Source organism: Ruegeria sp. AF7 (assembly GCF_056541885.1).
Genome location: NZ_JBQFYX010000002.1, coordinates 529778 through 547203, shown reverse-complemented (window position 1 = coordinate 547203; position 17426 = coordinate 529778). Strand labels below are relative to the sequence as shown.

Here is a 17426-nt window from a genome sequence, read left to right as displayed (position 1 = left end):
CCGTGACCCGCGCCTCTGCAATAGACAACGCCGCCCAGTTTTTCGACACCGGTCAATTTGCAACAGAACTTAGCGAACTGGTTGCCCATGAGACGGAGAGCCAGACACAAGAAAAAGCCGCGGAGCTTCCGCGCTATCTTGAGGAAGCCCTCGTTCCGCGCCTGAGCAGACTCGGGTTCTCCTGTGAAATCTACCCGAACCCTGTGCACGATGCCGGACCGATCTTGGTTGCAGAGCGCATCGAGGACGACACGCGTCCGACAATCCTGTCCTACGGGCATGGCGACGTGATCCGCGCGCAAACGGATCAATGGCGCGACGGGCTTCACCCATTTCGACTGGTTGATGAGTGCGACCGCCTCTATGGACGCGGAACAGCCGACAATAAGGGGCAGCATCTCATCAATTTGGCGGCGCTGAGCGCTGTCATTGAGGCCCGTGGAGCGCTCGGCTTCAACATGCGCATTCTCATTGAAATGGGCGAAGAAATGGGATCACCGGGGTTGTCGGAGTTTTGCGCCAAGCACAAGGACAACCTAGCCGCAGACGTCCTGATCGCATCGGACGGGCCGCGCCTTCAGTCCGACACGCCCACGTTGTTCATGGGGGCAAGGGGCGGCAATTCGTTCGACCTCATCGTTGATCTAAGAGACGGCGCGCACCATTCGGGTAACTGGGGCGGTTTGCTTGCCGACCCCGCGATGATCCTTGCACAAGCCCTCTCGACGATCACCGATGTGCGGGGCCAAATCCAAATACCAGAATGGCGGCCGACCAGCCTGACTGAAGACATCCGGGACACCCTGCGCAACTTGCCGGTTGGCGGGGATGGTGGTCCGAAGATTGACGAGAATTGGGGAGAGGAAGGCCTGACACCGGCCGAACGCGTCTTCGGCTGGAACAGTTTTGCGGTCCTCGCAATGAAAAGCGGTGTCCCCGAGGCACCGGTCAACGCGATCTCGGGATTTGCCATAGCCGCCTGCCAGCTCCGCTTCGTTGTTGGCACTAACCAATCCGATATCCTGCCCGCCCTTCGACGCCACCTTGATGCGAGAGGTTTTGAGATCGTTCAGATCAAGCCTCATGACCGCAGCTTCTTTGATGCAACGCGAACGTCGCCCAACCATCCGTGGGTGTCTTTTGTCGCGCGTTCGCTTGAAAAAACGTGTGGGAAGCCACCCCATGTCCTGCCAAATCTCGCCGGTTCCTTGCCCAACGAGGTCTTTTCCGATTTGCTCGGTCTCCCAACGGTTTGGGTGCCGCACTCCTATCGCGGCTGTTCGCAGCACGCGCCAAACGAGCACGTGTTAAAGTCAGTTTCGCGTGATGCATTGCGCGCAATGGCCGGGCTTTTTTGGGATATTGGCGACCTTGCCAGGTCGCTCTGATCCCGCGCCACAAAGGACTTCATCCGTACCTGGATCGGGCGTGTATCGCATATCTGACTGTAAATGACCGCTTTCACAGATTGGTAGAGTTGCTCTCGCATATGCAGCGAAAGTCAGCTGTCCGCCCATATTGTTGAAAAACAACGTGTTGCTGGCGCAGAGAGAGGCGTACCGAACTGAGCGCGAGTGCCTTTCTTGTCAGGCTTTGCTCGTTTGCTGCGGTGCGGGAAAGATCTTGGCCAGTTTTCGGAGGTTCTGGGCGGTGGCGGCGAGGAGGAATTCGTCGGTTGCACCACAAGGGCCACGTAATCGGAGTCGTCCCAGCCCGAGAATGCGTTTGAGGTGGGCAAACAGCATCTCAACCTTCTTTCGGAGCTTTGCCGAGACTTTGTATTGGGGCGTTTTGCGAATGGCGCGTGCCACATCGCGTGCGTCTTCATGTTCTTCGCGGGTGATTTTGCGAGCATCGGCGTTTGGGCAGCACTTCATCTTCGACTGGCACGCCAGGCAGGTGTGTTTGAGGGCCTGATACTTGGCCACGCCCTTGCCCGTCGGGCCACGGTTCGGATCAGAGTAGTTGCGACGAAACTGCTTGAGCGCTTCGCCCTCAGGGCAGATGTATTGGTTGTTCTCGGGATCCCATTCAAAGTCTGCATGGGACCATGTGCCATCTGTCCGGCCAGCTTTGTCGATAACGGGAATGTGCGGCGCGATCTTGCGCTTCACCAGCCAGTCCAGCATGGGGCCGGAACCGTAAGCGGTATCTGCGATTAACCGTTCTGGGTGCAGGTCGAACTTGTCTTTGACCCGGTTCAACATCGTCTTTGTTGAACCGACTTCTGCCTGTCGGATTGATCTGGTGGCTTCGACATCGACGATTACACCGTGATCCGTATCAATCAGATAATTGTCGGAATAGCTGAAGAATGCAGGGCCTTTGCGGGCTGCAGTCCATTGGCTGGCGGGGTCAGAATGTGAGGTGAACTTGGGCTGTACCTCGCTGGCCGCGCCGAATGCCGCCTCGTCCAGCGTGTCGAGATACTCGCGGACCGCGCGGGACGCATCTGCCGGGTCAATGCTTGCCGCGTCCCAGTCTTCCTTCGGTGTTGAGTTCCGTTTGTTAGCATAGGCTTCGATCAGGCTGGCATCAATCGCCATGCGCTGGCCGCTGACGAGACCTTCCTCAATGCAGCGTGCCACAGTTGTCTCAAACAGACGACGCAACAGTTCGCTTTCCCGGAAACGGCCGTGCCGGTTCTTGGAAAACGTGGAATGGTCTGGCACCCGGTCGTTCAAGTCGAGACGGCAGAACCAGCGGTATGCCAGGTTCAAATGCACCTCTTCGCAGAGCCGTCGCTCGGATCGAATACCGAAGCAATAGCCAACCAACAGCATGCGGATCAGCAGTTCGGGATCGACGGAGGGCCGGCCCGTGTGGCTGTAGAAATCCGTAAGGTGCGCGCGAATGCTGCCCAGATCGACGAACCGGTCAATCGAGCGCAAAAGGTGGTCTTGCGGGACATGATCCTCCAGCGAGGACTCGTAAAACAGCGACGCTTGCGCTTCCTGTCTCGGTCCCATCATGGCTGATCCCTCCCTTTAGGAAGAAATGAATCAGCAACTTACCAACCGATCAAGCCCGAGTTTTTCAACAAAATACGCCGTTCGGACCCAATGACCAAGGTTTCGCTGGGCGGTTCTAGGCCGACTACCGGCCTCGAACTTTGGTTTCTGTTCTACCGCCGTCTGATCCGCTCGCGACGGCGCTCGCGACGTTCGATGTTTATCTGATGATCATGGCCTAGCGCGCGGTAGAATCCCAATCCCTTGGACCAGTTCAGAAAGTGGGCAAAGCTGTCGACCTGATCGTCATTGCGACCGCGTGGAAAGGACTGCAGTTCCCGTTTGAACGCCGCCAGCCAGGGCGCGTCTGCAGGCAGATACACCTTGCCCTCTTCGATAGGACCGCACGCGGACTGGAACCGGGTTTCCTTGTCCTTGTCAGGTCTAATGCGTTCATAGCGCCGACGGTCATCACGAAACAATTCGTCCAAAAGCGGTTTGCCAGAAGCGGCATCCTCGATCAGAACTCGATCCGGATCCCAGCGACTGACAAGCTGCAGTGCCTTGGCTTTCAGGTCTGGGTAGTCCACCTGCCCACGCCAGACGTCGAGAAGGTACCACGCATTTTCTCGGAACCCCCAGGTTGTACAGACCGAGAAGTCGGACCGGGGATCCGCAGACATCCCCGTATCCCAGCTTTGAACGACAAGCTGATACCAGCGGCGATCTTGGATAGTCTTGTAGGTACCAAACCACTCCCAGCGCAGGGGTGACCCGTCGGGAGCAATGGGGTTCTGCTGATACTGGCAATTGAACACGGCTGCGCCCATTTCACGACGCTTGGTATCCAGCGTGTCCTGATCCAAACGGGACGGGCAAAGGAGATCACCCGGTTTGCGGCACATGACCCTTCCGCGCCCAAGAGGCACTGTCTCATGGTCTTCGGCGATGGCAGGCAGGTTCAGGTGCCGATAGGTATCGCGGTCCAGCAGATAACCCGGCGGATCCATCTCGTGCAACCGCTGTGCAACCATAACCACACGCCCTTCGGACGGGTTGTCAAAGCGCGACAGCAAGGTCCCCTCAATGAACTCCTGTGCCTTGACCAGTTCAGCTTCGGAGCCCGCATCGCCGGCTTTCAGCAGGTCATCGATGATGGTGTAGTCAGCGCCATGTCCAGTCACAGAACTTCCGATGGAGACAGCCTTACGGCTGCCTCCCTTTGTGGTGCGGATTTCTTCTGAGGTGTTGCCCTTTTTAGCCAAGACCGTTTCAGGGAACATTCCCCGGTACCAGCGCGCAGACATGATCCGACGACAATCCTCGGAATGTTTGCGTGCCAGATCCAGCCCGTAGCTGGCAACAATAATCTTGGCGCTGGGGTTATGACCGAGAAGATAAGCGACATAGGCAACGGCCACGGTGACCGATTTCAGGCACCGGGGCGGAATGTTGATAATCAACCGCTTGTTCTCGCCGACGCGAACGTTGTCCAACTCATGGCACATGGCCCGCACATGCCAAGCCGGATCAAAGCTGTGGTCAGTTCCTTGGTGCAGCGTGTCAAACACACGCCAAACAAAGGGAAAGAAATTGCCCCGGCAAACCTCGCGCGCGGCTTGCAGGACCATTTTTGGATCAGGAGCCGTCATCTTCCGCCTCCTCATCTTCCGCACCGCCGTCACCGTCCAATTGGCTGGAAAAGAAATCCCGGAGGATGTCGTAGTCGACCTTATCCGGCCCTTCCAAAGCAGCGCTGGCCTGTCCGCTCCCATCATCTGAACCGCCAAACAGATCAGAGTCGACCTTAAGAAGCGCCATCAGCAATTTCGTGTCGCCCTTCAAAGCACCTGCCATGAGCCGCTTTGCAATTGCCTCCGCCTTGGAAATTCGGGTTTCGTGGTTGCCTTCGCGGACTGTGATCTTGGTTTCCAGTTCGCGTTTCAGGCTGGCATTCACGCCTTTGGCAGCTTTCGGTCGTCCTTTCGGATTTCCGGATCGCCCTTTTTGGAACCGGGTTGCTTTGGGCGGCTTGCCGTAGCCGACCTCATACTCTTTCGTATTGTCAGACATGACCCACCTCCAGCTCTGAGGTGGCATCAGTTGCCGCAGAATGCGCATCGAACGTCTGGCCTGTTACCGCGTGCACGGCGCTCTCACCGGTCATCTCCTGCCAACGGCGGATGGCGACATCGACATAAGCCGGATCGAGCTCAATCAGCCGCGCCCGGCGCCCAGTTTTCTCAGCTGCCAACAACGTCGCGCCGGATCCGCCAAAGGTATCCAGCACAACATCACCGCGGTGGCTCACATCCATGATGGCATCTGCAACCAAGGCTGTCGGCTTCACCGTGGGATGATCAGCGAGATCCGCTTCACGCCCTGCCCCAAAGCTGTTCACACCGGCATAGTCCCAGACATTGGTCCGGTTGCGCCCGTGTTTTCCCAGTTCGACATTGTTGATATGCGCCGCACCTGGTTTCTTGAAGATGCAAACCAGCTCGTGCTTGGAACGATAAAGGCTGCCCATCCCGCCATTGGTCTTGTTCCAGACGCAGAGATTGATGAGATCAAAGCCACCTGCCTTGCCGGACGCAATCAGTTCTTCAATGTGATGCCAGTCCATGCAGATCATCGCGATGCCACCGTCCGGCAAGCAGTCAAACAGCCGGTTGGTCACGCCTGAAAGAAAGCTGCGGAACTCGCTGTCCGACATTTCTCCCGACGCCATGGCAAATTCGCGATGATCGCCGCCGGTGCCGCAACGGACATGCCCATTGACCGGCACATTGTAAGGCGGATCGGTAAAGACCATCTGCGGGGTCTCGCCATCCAGCAAGGCGTCGTAGCTCTGGGCTTGCAAGGAATCCCCGCAGAAGATGCGATGATCTCCGAGAACCCAGAGGTCGCCAGGCTCCGTGATTACGGGTGCCTCAGGGTTCGGCGTCTCAACAGATTCCGCTTCAGTCTCCGTGACCTCATCCGCGCAGTCGATGATAATGTCGATCTCCGGTGTTTCGAACCCGGTGATATCCAGATCAAAGTCCAGTTCACCATCAAGGCTGAGATCCATCAGCTCGGCAAACTCGATCTGCAGAGCAGCTTCGTTCCAGTCGGACAATTCCGCCAGCTTGTTATCCGCAATGCGCAGAGCCCGCACTTCTGCGTCTGACAAGTGATCCGCGACAACTGTCGGCACAGACTTCAACCCCAGGGCTTTAGCGGCCTCATAGCGGCCATGACCCGCGATGATTGTGCCCGAACCATCCAACAAGATCGGGGTGACAAAGCCAAACTTGGCCACCGACGCTTTCAGCTTGTCGATATTCTTGGCCGCGTGCACGCGGTTGTTGTTGGCGTAGGGCTTGATCTGGCTGATCTGAGATTGGATGACTTTGTCCGCCATCCAGATCGGCGTGTTGGACGCCTTGGTGTCGCTCTGTGTTTTCTTAGTAGGCATTGCCGCCTCCTTTCGTTTGACGCTCGTTAGCGTCGACAAGAAAGGATCGTGTTGGGAATTCGGAGAGAGCACGAATAGCAACTCTCCGGACCAATCGATCCGGTTCGTTGCCCCTTCGAATGCTCTCGGTCTTATCCGCTTCGAAAAATGCGGCGCCGAATGCTGCCTGGGAGATGTATTCACCTCCCCGTGGGACCTTGTCCCTTGCAGGGCTGGCTAGAATCTATGCGCGGGCTTTTGCATTTGCAACCCCCAAGCAAAAAGTAACCAATTAAGATTGTTGACGAATAATCGGGGGTACAGCAGCAACACCCGACATAACACAGCCCTCTTCGGATTGCCCCAGAAAGAGCTGGACTGTTGCTGCGAACCACGCATCACTGAACCCACGCCCGAGCCATTCGGGCGCTCCTCGGTACGGGGGTTCGGCATTCCGCCAGCCCCAGATCAGAGGAGACAATACATGTCCAAATCCAAACCAACCAAAATTGACAAGGTGCAAGCTTTGTTGCGTCGCCCGAACGGTGCCAGCCTTGAGGCGCTCTGCAAAGCAACGGGGTGGCAGCCTCATTCGGTCCGAGCGGCATTGAGTGGGTTACGGAAGAAAGGCGCGACGATTGAACGGCGGACATCCGACAAACAAAATGGATCATCCACGTATCACCTGACGGCGGGAACAGGAGAAGAGTCATGACCAAGACCAGCGACGTCGCCGATCTGGCCGCCATGAGTCGATCGGATCTGGTCACGCTTTGGCAGCAACTGTTTGATCAACCCGCGCCCGCCATGCTCAGCCAACCCTTCCTGCGCCGTTTTATCGCCTTTGAGATGCAGTCCCGCTGTCATGGCGGGCTACCCTGGCAGGTCAAAGCCACGCTGGAAAAGGGTTCCGAGAAAAAACCCCGGCCAGCCTGCCCTGCTCTTAAACCCGGCGGGCGCCTGCTGCGCGAGTGGAATGGCGTGACCCATATGGTCGATGTGACAGGGGACGGCTTCACTTGGAACGGTCGGTCCTATCGCTCGCTCTCAGCCATAGCCCGAGAGATTACCGGCGCGCATTGGTCAGGGCCGCGTTTTTTCGGACTCACCCGAAAGATCGCCAAATGAGCCCGCGCCGTAAAATCCGATGCGCGATCTATACGCGCAAGTCCTCAGAAGATGGACTGGACCAGGACTTTAATTCGCTGGACGCTCAGTATGAGGCCTGCGCGGCCTATGTCGCCAGCCAGCGGCACGAAGGTTGGACCCTTTTGCCAGACCGCTACGATGACGGTGGCCTGTCGGGCGGCAACCTAGAGCGCCCTGCCGTTCAGCGCCTTCTTGAAGAGATAGATGTCGGGCGCATCGACATGGTTGTGGTCTACAAGATCGACCGGCTGACCCGATCGCTCGCCGACTTCTCCAAGCTGGTCGAACGGCTGGAACAAGCGAACTGTTCTTTTGTGTCCGTCACACAAGCATTCAACACCTCCTCATCCATGGGTCGGTTGACCCTGAATGTACTCTTGTCCTTTGCTCAGTTTGAACGGGAAGTCACCGCGGAACGTATTCGCGACAAGATTGCAGCGTCTAAGAAAAAGGGGCTTTGGATGGGCGGCAACCTGCCGCTCGGCTATGACCGCCACCCCGACCCAAAAGCAAGAACGCTGGTCGTGAATGAGGATGAGGCCAGAACGGTCCGGCATCTCTTTGGGCTCTATGATGAGCTGGGTTGCCTGCGCAAAGTAGAAGAGCGGGCAACGGCAGAAGACCTGCGATCAAAACGGGCTGTTCGGGCGGATGGAAGCGTGAAGGGGAATTGCCCGCTGTCACGCGGCCAGATCTATTATCTGCTGCGCAACCCGGTTTACCTCGGAAAAATCCGGCACAAGGATAAGATCTGGGACGGGCAACATCCGGCGATCATCGACCAGGACATCTGGGACCGGGTGCAGGAGAAAATGCGCGAAGCGTCGCAGCGATCCCGTGCAGACCCTTCACCTGATGCGCGCCAACGCACCAATGACCCCGGCGCCTGGCTCACTGGTCTGCTGCAGGACGAAACTGGTGATCGGTTGACGCCAACCCACACCACGCGCAAAGGCCGACGGTTGCGCTATTACGTCTCCAATCGACTGATCTCGGGCGGCAAGGATACCTCCGGCTGGCGACTGCCCGGCCCGGCGCTGGAAAACGCAGTCATTGATGTCATCGCCAGACATCTTCAAGAGGCCGCCGCCGCGCACCAAGTACTGGCGCAGCCCGAGGCTGGGTCAGCCGCGGTGATCCAGACGTCAATTGCCGATTTGGTGACTCGGCTTCAACGCCAAGGCGGTTATGTGGGCGCTGCTCTTCTGGCCAGCGGCGAAATTGCACGAGGACACTTTGAACTCGAGTTAAACCCCAAGACTCTGGCAAGCGCAGTTGGTATTGCTGCGGACCATCTGCACCCGGATCTCACCCACGTCACCGCATCTTTCGATCTGCGCCGCCGCGGCGTCGAGGCCAAGGTCATCGCCGGAGATATGGCACCCCAACCTGATCCCCACCTCCGGTCCATGCTGATCCGCGCCCATGGCTGGGCCCGAGATCTGAAATCCGGAGTTCAACTGATGGAGATTGCACGCCGCGAGAGCGTTCCCTGCGCCTTCATCCGTACCCGTTCCCAGCTCGCGTTTCTCTCACCGAAGATTCAAGCCGCGATTCTCGACGGCACTCAGCCGCCCGAACTCACACTCAAGCGTCTGGTCAGCGTGACCCACCCAGTTGACTGGACCGAACAGGAACGCCAGTTCGGCTTTTTATAGCTTCAAATCCTGCGTCCCTGATACAGGGTTTGCCCTACCTGATCCGGTGGAACAATTCTCTGTTCCCGCGAGGAAGTTCCCTGTTCCACTTTTTAGGGAATTTGCAACATAAACCTCTGAAAAACATACAGTTCCGACAGGTGAAATAACGGAACTCAGACCTGTTTCGCGAAAATTCCCTGTAAATTGCAGGTTATCAGGGAAATCCAGCCCAAAGCGACCCCGCCAAAATGCGGCACTGAGACTGCGGCCGGAATTGCGCTCTGAATGTACAGTCTGCTCCGTCTCTGATTGAAAGCGCACGCGCCAACTCGCGGAAATTGCGACACAATTTCGGGTCAGAAAACACAACTGAAGTGAGACAGGTATGAGTGGCGGGGAGACAGGGATTCGAACCCTGGGGACGCTCTCACGCCCAACGGTTTTCAAGACCGCCGCATTCGACCACTCTGCCACCTCCCCGTCGAAGGCAGGGTCTAAGCGCAAGTTCGGCCAGAGGCAAGTCGAAATCGGGATTTCTTGCCGAAGCCCGCGCAGCGGTCTTTCCATGACTCTTCAGCCGCGTTATGATCCCCGAAATAGACCGAAACAGGCTGGCAAGCAGAACCAGCAGACCGGCAGCGGGGTTCCGAGAACGAGACCCCTTCAGGCAAGGGATAAGCAGATGAAGCGAGCGATCATGACACGCCCGGGACCGAAACGGTTGGCGTATCTGGCGTTGACTTTGACAGTTCTGAGCGGGTGTGAGGATATTCTTCAAGAGGCTGAAAAACCTGAAGAAAACTCAAACAAAACTGAACTCCTTCCCGAGGTGGCCTCGGGCTCGCAGCGTGACGTCGAAGCCCCCGAGGTTTTTCAGGTCACCGAAGCAGGGCTTTGGGATGGCAGGCCCTCGCTGGGCGGTATCTGGGTTGCCTACCCGGAAGTATCCCAGCCCGAGCGTGTCGTGATTACGAACACTGCAAACAACAAGTCCGTAACAGGGGCCCTGTTCCGACGTGAACGCAACCTGCCCGGCCCAGCGATTCAGGTTTCATCTGCGGCTGCGGAACAGCTCGGAATGCTGGCGGGCGCGCCGACAAAGGTCAGTGTCGTCGCCCTGCGCCGTGAAACTGTAAAGGAATCACAACCTGAGGACGCGCCCAAACCGGAAGACGAGGCGACGGATAAGGCTGCGGTGTCGGACGCCGCGGCCACCGACGCCCCATCCGCGGCAGATACCGAAAAACCGGCCAAGCCGAAATGGTGGCAAAAGAAGGCGCCAGCAGCAGCAGCCGGTACAGCAGTGGTCGCGGCGGAAGCGGCAAGTTCTGCCAACGAGGCGACCGAAGGTACGGAAGCGACCACCGATGCGGCGGCGGCCACTGAGGATCCGTCAGAGCCCGCTGAAAAGAAACCGGCCAAGCGGAAGTGGTGGCAGAAAAAAGAGCCAGCAGCAGCAGCAGCTGCGGGAGCCACCGTGGCTGCGGCGGGTGCAGCAACAGGCGGTGCTGATGTGGCCGCAGATGTTGCGGCAGCCGCAGCTACACCAGCGTTGTCAGATGCGCCCGTCGAGGCCCCCGCCGAAAAGCCTGCAAAACGGAAGTGGTGGCAAAAGAAAGACCCCGCTGAAATCACCGAAACACCACTAGACCCCATCGAAGGCGCAGCATCCGCGATTGACGCGACCGAAGCGGTTCCGGCCGCAGCGGCAGCGACAGGCGCTGCGTCGTCGCTGAGCAAACCATTTGTGCAGATCGGCACATTCAGCGTCGAAGCAAATGCGAATACCGCTGCTGAGAAAGTGCGTCGGAATGGCATGTCGACTGTTGTGCGGGAACTGAAAACCGAAAACAAAACAGTATGGCGGGTCCTGGTTGGCCCCGCCGCAACCCGGGCCGAACGCAAAGCCATTCAAAAAGATGTAAAGGATCTTGGTTTCAAAGATGCGTTCACGGTGTCCGACTAAATACAAGGAGGCATAAGATGCTATCCTCATTGCGAACTTCTGTTCTGGCCATTGGGCTTACCGTGCTGGCAATCCCGGCTCAGGCTTTTGATACATCTGCCCGCGCAGCTTATGTGATCGATCAATCCACCGGTACGGTGCTTTTGGCAAAAGACTCCGATCAGCCCTTGCCGCCTGCATCCATGTCCAAGCTCATGACGCTGTATGTAGCTTTCGAAGCGCTGCGTGACGGCAGATTGACGCTGGACGAAACCCTGCCCGTGTCCGAACACGCGATGAGCTATGGCGGCTCGACCATGTTTCTGAACACGCAGGACCGGGTTCGGGTCGAAGACCTACTGCGCGGCATCATCGTTCTGTCAGGCAACGACGCCTGCGTGGTCCTCGCCGAGGCGCTAAGCCCTGACGGCACAGAGGCCGGGTTTGCCCGATATATGACCCAACGCGCCAAGCAGATGGGTATGAACAACTCGAACTTTGCGAATTCGAATGGGTGGCCTGCCGCCGGACATATGATGTCGGTTCATGACCTGGCGGTTCTGGCCGACAGGTTGATTACCGACTTCCCAGAATATTACCCTCTGTTTTCAGAAGAGGTATTCGAATTCGATGGCCGTGCGCCGTCGAATGCCCGCAACCGTAACCCGTTGCTGAAACTGAGCATCGGCGCGGATGGCCTGAAAACCGGCCACACGCAGGAGGCAGGATACGGCCTGGTCGGCTCCGCCAAACAAGGCGACCGGCGTGTCATCTTTGTCCTCAGCGGGCTGGACAGCACCGGTCAACGGGCAGAGGAGGCTGAGGCCGTGGTTAACTGGTCGTTTCGAAATTTTGTCGAGAGGACAGTTGCCAACGCGGAAACGCCGATAGCCGAAGCCAAGCTGTGGATGGGCGAGAAAAAGACTGTTGGTCTTGTACCTGACGGCGATCTGACGGTTCTGTTTCCGGTTCTGGGCACACAAAACGTCAAGGCTGAAGTTGTCTATCAGGGTCCTATCAATGCGCCGGTCAAGAAAGGCCAGCAACTGGCCGAGCTTGTCATCAAGCCTGAAGGATTGCCGGAAATTCGACGTCCGCTGGTGGCAGCGGAAGATGTTGCAATTGGTGGATTTGTCGTTCGTATGCTGACCGTTGGCGGCATTGTTCTGAAAGACGTGATCAATAACCCACTGGAGTCGATGTGACCAAGGCGGGGTTATTTCTGACTTTCGAAGGCATTGACGGATCAGGCAAGTCAACTCAGGCGCGGATGCTGGCGGATCAACTGCGGGCGCAGGGTCATGAGGTCGTTTTGACGCGTGAACCGGGCGGCTCACCCGGCGCGGAGGAAATCCGCAGCCTGGTATTGGAAGGTGATCCCGACCGCTGGTCGGCCGAAACGGAAATCCTGCTTTTCACGGCCGCCCGCCGCGACCATCTGGAACGTACGATCGAACCCGCACTTGCCGCAGGGCAAGTGGTGATCTGCGACCGCTTTGCCGACAGCACACGTATGTATCAGGGCCTGTCGCGGGGCGATCTGCGCGGCCTTGTTGATCAGCTGCACAGCCTGATGATCAAGCGCGAGCCGGACTTGACGCTGCTGATCGACATGGACCCCGATACCGGCCTGTCCCGCGCCAAAGGGCGGCAAGGCGCGGAAGAACGGTTCGAAGATTTCGGCCCGGACCTACAAAGGAAAATGCGGGCGGGCTTTCTGGCACTGGCCCATGAGTTTTCCGACCGTTTCCGCGTGGTGGACGGTAACCGGGACATGGACAGCGTTGCGCAGGATGTGACAGAAATCGTCCAGGCTGCTTTGCGATAGACGATGAATGACGAAATCCCCTCTCCGGATCAGGTGCCCGGTGCGCCGCATCCCCGCGAGACCGCCCGGCTTTTTGGTCAGGATGCGGCGGAACAGGCGTTTCTGACCGCCTACAACTCGGACCGGCTGCACCACGGCTGGTTGCTGACCGGGCCGCGTGGCGTCGGCAAGGCAACGTTGGCCTGGCGGATTGCGCGGTTCTTGCTGGCAACACCTTTGGCAAACGACGGTGGGCTGTTTGGCGCGCCGCCACCGCCAGAGACGCTCGACATTGATCGCGACCACCCGGTGTCACGTCGCATTCTGGCCGGGGCCGAGCCGGGATTGGCCGCGATAGCCCGGTCGCTGAATGATCAGGGGCGGCTGCGCAACGAAATCATTGTAGATGACATCCGAAAACTGGGAAAGTTCTTTGGCCTGTCCTCTGCCGATGGTGGGCGCCGGGTCGTAATCGTGGATTCAGCGGATGAGATGAATGTCAGCGCCGCCAACGCGTTACTGAAGATGTTAGAAGAACCTCCGGCGCGTACAACCCTTTTGCTGGTGTCGCACCAACCCTCGCGCTTGCTGCCAACTATCCGTTCTCGTTGCCGCACCCTACGTCTAGGCCCCCTGAGTGCCGGGGATATGCAGGACGCGCTGTCGCAAACCGGGACGACCTTACCAGCGCAACCCGAACATCTGGCTTCTTTGGCCGCTGGCTCGGTCGGGGGCGCGGTTCGCCTGATCAATCTTGGTGGGCTTGAAATCTATGCCGAGCTGATTGCCATTCTGGGTACCCTGCCCCGCCTTGACCGCCAGCGCGCACTGGCCCTGGCCGAGGCTGCGGCCCAACGTGGCGCAGCCGAGCGCTTTGATCTGCTGCTGACACTGATCGATGTTGCCTTGTCTCGGCTGGCCCTGACCGGGGCAACCGGCGCACCGCCGACCTCTGAGGCCGCCCCGAATGAAGCTGAAACGCTGGCCAGACTGTCGAATTCTTCGGATCAGGCCCGTCGCTGGGCCGAAGTCGCCGCGACAATCACAGCCCGCGCGCGACATGGTCAGGCGGTGAACCTTGACCCTGCCGCTCTGGTCCTAGATACGGTGTTCAAGATACAGGAAACCGCCGGCCAGGTCAGATGAGCGACATCCCCCAGATCACCGACAGTCATTGCCATCTGGACTTCCCGGATTTTGACGGTCAGTTGGACGACATCATCTCGCGCGCGGCTGAGGCTGGCGTGACCCGGATGGTGACGATTTGCACCAAACTGCGCAATGAACCTACGGTCCGTGCAATTGCCGAGGCCCATGCACCGGTATTCTACGCCGCAGGCACCCACCCGATGAGCGCCGCAGACGAGCCTATGGTCTCGGTCGATGAACTGGTCGCGTTGGCACAGCACCCGAAATTTGTGGGCATCGGCGAATCCGGTCTGGATTACCACTACACAGCCGATAGCGCTGAGCTTCAGAAGCAATCCCTGCGCATTCATATTGAAGCCGCCCAGCGCACAGGGTTGCCTTTGATCATTCATGCCCGCGCGGCAGACGACGATATGGCCCGAATTCTGGCCGAAGAGTATCGCAATGCGCCTTATTCCTGCGTGATGCACTGTTTCTCGTCCTCGGCCGAGCTGGCCAAAGCCGCGCTGGATCTGGGATTTTATCTGTCCATGTCCGGCATTGCGGCCTTTCCCAAAAGCCACGAGTTGCGCGACATTTTCGCAAGCGCGCCGGTGGATCGCATTCTGGTGGAAACCGATGCGCCCTATCTTGCGCCGCCCCCTTATCGTGGCAAGCGAAACGAACCGGCCTATACCGCACATACAGCCCGAAAAGGGGCTGAAGTGTTCGGTCTGGAGTATCCGGCTTTTGCCGCCCAAACTCAGGCGAACTTTGACCGGCTGTTCAGCAAGGCGGCAACGAACAGGGCCGCTGCATGACCGAATTGCGATTTACCATTCTGGGCTGCGGATCGTCAGGCGGCGTACCCCGGTTGGGTGGCCACTGGGGTGCTTGCGATCCTGCTAACCCCAGGAACATTCGCCGGCGCTGTTCCCTGCTTGTCGAGCGTGACGGCCCCGGCGGCACAACCTCAGTGTTGATTGATACGACCCCGGACATGCGCAGCCAGTTGCTGGACACGGGCACCGGGCGGCTTGATGGTGTAGTCTATACACACTCTCACGCGGATCATGTCCATGGAATCGACGACCTGCGCATGATCGTGTTCAACATGAAAACCCGTGTACCGGTCTGGGCTGATGGTGATACTCAGAACGCCCTGCTGGGGCGGTTTGGATACGCCTTCATTCAACCCGAAGGGTCACCTTATCCTCCGATCCTCGACCTCAAGTCCATCGACGGGCCGTTCGAAATCGACGGACCGGGCGGGCCCATTCCGTTTCGTCCATTCAAGGTCAATCACGGCTCGATAGATTCTCTAGGTTTTCGCATGGGACGGCTCGCCTATTTGCCGGATGTTGCCGAAATATACGACGACGCATGGCCTGAAATGGAAGGGTTGGAATATCTTATAATCGACGCCCTGCGCCGAAGCCCTCATCCCACACATGCACATCTGGAAAAAACGCTTGAGTGGATTGAGAAGCTGCAACCAAAACAGGCGATACTAACCAACATGCATATCGATCTGGACTATATGACCGTCGATGCAGAAACTCCGGACAATATCACCCCCGCCTATGACGGGATGGTGATACATCACGCGTTTCAGGCCCCTGTTCCTTTTGCATAAGATATCGCAACCTGGCCGTTGCACGGGGGCCAAATGCTGCAAAGTCTGATTGACGTCATTCTTCCTGTCTTTCTTGTGATCGGCGCCGGTTACACGGCAACACGAACAGGATATTTCAAAGAAGACCATGTCGACGGGCTGATGAGATTTACTCAAGGGTTCGCGATCCCATGCCTGTTGTTTCTTGCCATCGCGCATCTGGACCTCAGCGCCAGTTTCGATCCCCGGCTTTTGGCAAGTTTCTATTCTGCCGCCGCCCTGTGTTTCATCACTGGCCTTTTTGGTGCGCGCATCCTTTTCGGCCGCGAATGGGAAGACTGCGTGGCAATCGGGTTTTGTTGCCTGTTCTCTAACTCGGTTCTGCTGGGATTGCCGATTACTGAACGCGCTTATGGTCCCGAGAACCTGACAGGTAATTATGCGATTATCGCCTTCCATTCCCCCTTTTGTTACGGCGTGGGGATCACGGTGATGGAGGTTGTCCGCAATCGCGGAAACGGTGGCGTACGCATGGCGCGTTCCGTTCTGTCCGCAATGTTCAAGAACGCGCTGATCCTTGGTATTGCACTGGGATTCGTGGTTAATCTGTCCGGGTTGGCCATCCCGGCTGTGGTGGACGAAGCCCTTGGTCTGATCACGCGGGCCGCCCTGCCCGGCGCCCTGTTTGCACTGGGCGGGGTACTAGTCAAATACAAACCCGAAGGTGATCTGCGCACCATCGCTTTTGTTTGCTGTATCTCGCTGATGCTGCATCCCAGCCTTGTGTGGATATTCGGCAAATCCACAGGGCTGCCACAGGATCTGTTCCGCTCGGGCGTGTTGAACGCAGCCATGGCGCCGGGGTTCAACGCCTATATCTTTGCTAACATGTATGGCCGCGCCAAGCGGGTGGCAGCTTCGGCTGTTCTCATTGGGACAGCCACATCCATCCTGACTGTCTGGCTTTGGCTAACGGTTCTGGGCTAACAGTAGTGTTGACTTCGGTTCGCACAGAGGCACCTAACGCATATCGTGTCAGGAGATCCAAATGCCACATGCCATCATCGTCGCACATGGCCAGCCGTCCGATCCGGAACCGGCCGAGGCTGCTCTGGCTGCCTTTGCGGCTACAGTCGACGCCCTGACCGAGCATGTAACGGTGCATTCAGCAACTCTGGCCGCGCCCGGCGCGTTCGAGGCTAAGCTGAACAGCCTGCCGGAGAACACGGTCATCTATCCGCTTTTCATGGCAAATGGGTGGTTTGTCACCAGCGCTTTGCCCAAGCGGTTAGGGGATCACAAAGCGCGCATCCTAGACCCATTGGGTGTTGACCCAGAGCTACCGGAAATGACCGCGCAAGCCCTGCAATCTGAGTTGTCCGAAAGAAATTGGGTAACTGCGTCGACCGATCTGGTCATTGCCGCACATGGGTCGGGGCGTAGCCGAAACCCGTCGGCCGTGGCACTGAACTTCGCATCTCAACTTGAGGAAATGCTGGTTTTCAAATCTGTCCGCGTTGGGTTTGTTGAAGAGCCGCCATCCATTTCCGATGCCGCAACCGGCACGGGGGCCCAGGCACTGTGCCTTCCGTTCTTTGCCTGCACCGGGGGGCACGCAATTGAAGACGTACCCGCCGGATTGAGCCAAGCAGGGTTCAAAGGCGTTCTGCTGCCAGTGGTTGGAGAACTGCCACCCATCCGGCACCAGATTGCCAAGCAGGTAACAAAGGCCGTTCAGCTCGCGTGATAATT

General features: G+C 58.0%; 16 protein-coding genes and 1 tRNA gene. 12 read left to right on the top strand and 5 right to left on the bottom strand.

Features of this window, described 5'->3' with window-relative positions; all coding sequences use genetic code 11:
• The first annotated feature begins 2 nt into the window (after nucleotides 1–2).
• Nucleotides 3–1388 (top strand): M20 family metallopeptidase, encoded by a 1386-nt coding sequence (locus ACR0AP_RS08130; RefSeq protein WP_480472952.1) that lies wholly within the window; start codon nucleotides 3–5, stop codon nucleotides 1386–1388.
• A gap of 198 nt (nucleotides 1389–1586) precedes the next feature.
• Here ACR0AP_RS08130 and ACR0AP_RS08125 read toward each other — a convergent pair whose 3' ends face one another.
• From ACR0AP_RS08125 to ACR0AP_RS08110, 4 genes are all read right to left on the bottom strand, one after another.
• On the bottom strand, nucleotides 1587–2972 hold the full coding sequence (locus tag ACR0AP_RS08125; RefSeq protein WP_480506342.1) for an IS1182 family transposase: 1386 nt from the start codon (nucleotides 2970–2972) through the stop codon (nucleotides 1587–1589).
• Between the two features lie 152 nt (nucleotides 2973–3124).
• Nucleotides 3125–4603, bottom strand: coding sequence for a phage terminase large subunit (terL, locus tag ACR0AP_RS08120; RefSeq protein WP_480506341.1), 1479 nt, complete (start codon nucleotides 4601–4603; stop codon nucleotides 3125–3127).
• Complete coding sequence (locus ACR0AP_RS08115; RefSeq protein ID WP_480506340.1) at nucleotides 4590–5024, bottom strand: DUF5681 domain-containing protein; 435 nt, start codon at nucleotides 5022–5024, stop codon at nucleotides 4590–4592. Before ACR0AP_RS08115 ends, terL begins: the two co-directional genes overlap by 14 nt.
• A complete protein-coding gene (locus ACR0AP_RS08110) occupies nucleotides 5017–6411 on the bottom strand; it encodes a site-specific DNA-methyltransferase (protein ID WP_480506339.1) in 1395 nt (464 codons plus the stop codon). Before ACR0AP_RS08110 ends, ACR0AP_RS08115 begins: the two co-directional genes overlap by 8 nt.
• Before the next feature lie 463 nt (nucleotides 6412–6874).
• Here ACR0AP_RS08110 and ACR0AP_RS08105 point away from each other — a divergent pair, with 463 nt between their 5' ends.
• The 3 genes from ACR0AP_RS08105 to ACR0AP_RS08095 are packed head-to-tail and all read left to right on the top strand — an operon-like array spanning nucleotide 6875 to nucleotide 9197.
• The gene (locus ACR0AP_RS08105) at nucleotides 6875–7105 is read left to right on the top strand and encodes a DUF3489 domain-containing protein (RefSeq protein WP_480506338.1); all 231 of its coding nucleotides are present in this window, start codon (nucleotides 6875–6877) and stop codon (nucleotides 7103–7105) included.
• Nucleotides 7102–7518 (top strand): DUF2924 domain-containing protein, encoded by a 417-nt coding sequence (locus tag ACR0AP_RS08100; RefSeq protein WP_480506337.1) that lies wholly within the window; start codon nucleotides 7102–7104, stop codon nucleotides 7516–7518. Before ACR0AP_RS08105 ends, ACR0AP_RS08100 begins: the two co-directional genes overlap by 4 nt.
• Nucleotides 7515–9197: a recombinase family protein gene (locus tag ACR0AP_RS08095; RefSeq protein ID WP_480506336.1), complete on the top strand. Its 1683-nt coding sequence runs from the start codon at nucleotides 7515–7517 to the stop codon at nucleotides 9195–9197. The genes ACR0AP_RS08100 and ACR0AP_RS08095 overlap by 4 nt, the downstream gene beginning before the upstream one ends.
• 372 nt (nucleotides 9198–9569) lie before the next feature.
• Here the strand turns inward: ACR0AP_RS08095 and ACR0AP_RS08090 are convergent.
• Nucleotides 9570–9659: transfer RNA gene (locus tag ACR0AP_RS08090), tRNA-Ser, on the bottom strand.
• Between the two features lie 202 nt (nucleotides 9660–9861).
• On the opposite strand from ACR0AP_RS08090, the gene ACR0AP_RS08085 reads away from it, so the two are divergent.
• From ACR0AP_RS08085 to ACR0AP_RS08050, 8 genes are all read left to right on the top strand, one after another.
• A complete protein-coding gene (locus ACR0AP_RS08085) occupies nucleotides 9862–11145 on the top strand; it encodes an SPOR domain-containing protein (RefSeq protein ID WP_480506335.1) in 1284 nt (427 codons plus the stop codon).
• A 17-nt stretch (nucleotides 11146–11162) separates the two neighbouring features.
• A complete protein-coding gene (locus ACR0AP_RS08080; RefSeq protein WP_480506334.1) occupies nucleotides 11163–12329 on the top strand; it encodes a D-alanyl-D-alanine carboxypeptidase family protein in 1167 nt (388 codons plus the stop codon).
• The gene (gene tmk, locus ACR0AP_RS08075) at nucleotides 12326–12952 is read left to right on the top strand and encodes a dTMP kinase (protein WP_267362759.1); all 627 of its coding nucleotides are present in this window, start codon (nucleotides 12326–12328) and stop codon (nucleotides 12950–12952) included. The genes ACR0AP_RS08080 and tmk overlap by 4 nt, the downstream gene beginning before the upstream one ends.
• A gap of 3 nt (nucleotides 12953–12955) precedes the next feature.
• Nucleotides 12956–14077: a DNA polymerase III subunit delta' gene (locus ACR0AP_RS08070; RefSeq protein ID WP_480506333.1), complete on the top strand. Its 1122-nt coding sequence runs from the start codon at nucleotides 12956–12958 to the stop codon at nucleotides 14075–14077.
• Nucleotides 14074–14880 (top strand): TatD family hydrolase, encoded by an 807-nt coding sequence (locus ACR0AP_RS08065; protein ID WP_480506332.1) that lies wholly within the window; start codon nucleotides 14074–14076, stop codon nucleotides 14878–14880. Before ACR0AP_RS08070 ends, ACR0AP_RS08065 begins: the two co-directional genes overlap by 4 nt.
• On the top strand, nucleotides 14877–15695 hold the full coding sequence (locus tag ACR0AP_RS08060) for an MBL fold metallo-hydrolase (RefSeq protein WP_480506331.1): 819 nt from the start codon (nucleotides 14877–14879) through the stop codon (nucleotides 15693–15695). The genes ACR0AP_RS08065 and ACR0AP_RS08060 overlap by 4 nt, the downstream gene beginning before the upstream one ends.
• A 33-nt stretch (nucleotides 15696–15728) precedes the next feature.
• Nucleotides 15729–16661 carry an AEC family transporter gene (locus tag ACR0AP_RS08055; protein ID WP_480506330.1) on the top strand — a complete coding sequence of 311 codons (933 nt, stop codon included), beginning with the start codon at nucleotides 15729–15731 and terminating at the stop codon, nucleotides 16659–16661.
• 61 nt (nucleotides 16662–16722) lie between these two features.
• A complete protein-coding gene (locus tag ACR0AP_RS08050) occupies nucleotides 16723–17421 on the top strand; it encodes a CbiX/SirB N-terminal domain-containing protein (protein WP_480481766.1) in 699 nt (232 codons plus the stop codon).
• The last annotated feature ends 5 nt before the right edge of the window (nucleotides 17422–17426 follow it).

What these genes read in the sequence shown, in the direction of transcription:
- ACR0AP_RS08125 (WP_480506342.1), bottom strand. Translation starts at nt 2,972, where the DNA reads ATGATGGGACCGAGACAGGAAGCGCAAGCGTCGCTGTTTTACGAGTCC.
- terL (WP_480506341.1), bottom strand. Translation starts at nt 4,603, where the DNA reads ATGACGGCTCCTGATCCAAAAATGGTCCTGCAAGCCGCGCGCGAGGTT.
- ACR0AP_RS08115 (WP_480506340.1), bottom strand. Translation starts at nt 5,024, where the DNA reads ATGTCTGACAATACGAAAGAGTATGAGGTCGGCTACGGCAAGCCGCCC.
- ACR0AP_RS08110 (WP_480506339.1), bottom strand. Translation starts at nt 6,411, where the DNA reads ATGCCTACTAAGAAAACACAGAGCGACACCAAGGCGTCCAACACGCCG.
- ACR0AP_RS08105 (WP_480506338.1), top strand. Translation starts at nt 6,875, where the DNA reads ATGTCCAAATCCAAACCAACCAAAATTGACAAGGTGCAAGCTTTGTTG.
- ACR0AP_RS08100 (WP_480506337.1), top strand. Translation starts at nt 7,102, where the DNA reads ATGACCAAGACCAGCGACGTCGCCGATCTGGCCGCCATGAGTCGATCG.
- ACR0AP_RS08095 (WP_480506336.1), top strand. Translation starts at nt 7,515, where the DNA reads ATGAGCCCGCGCCGTAAAATCCGATGCGCGATCTATACGCGCAAGTCC.
- ACR0AP_RS08085 (WP_480506335.1), top strand. Translation starts at nt 9,862, where the DNA reads ATGAAGCGAGCGATCATGACACGCCCGGGACCGAAACGGTTGGCGTAT.
- ACR0AP_RS08080 (WP_480506334.1), top strand. Translation starts at nt 11,163, where the DNA reads ATGCTATCCTCATTGCGAACTTCTGTTCTGGCCATTGGGCTTACCGTG.
- ACR0AP_RS08070 (WP_480506333.1), top strand. Translation starts at nt 12,956, where the DNA reads ATGAATGACGAAATCCCCTCTCCGGATCAGGTGCCCGGTGCGCCGCAT.
- ACR0AP_RS08065 (WP_480506332.1), top strand. Translation starts at nt 14,074, where the DNA reads ATGAGCGACATCCCCCAGATCACCGACAGTCATTGCCATCTGGACTTC.
- ACR0AP_RS08060 (WP_480506331.1), top strand. Translation starts at nt 14,877, where the DNA reads ATGACCGAATTGCGATTTACCATTCTGGGCTGCGGATCGTCAGGCGGC.
- ACR0AP_RS08055 (WP_480506330.1), top strand. Translation starts at nt 15,729, where the DNA reads ATGCTGCAAAGTCTGATTGACGTCATTCTTCCTGTCTTTCTTGTGATC.
- ACR0AP_RS08050 (WP_480481766.1), top strand. Translation starts at nt 16,723, where the DNA reads ATGCCACATGCCATCATCGTCGCACATGGCCAGCCGTCCGATCCGGAA.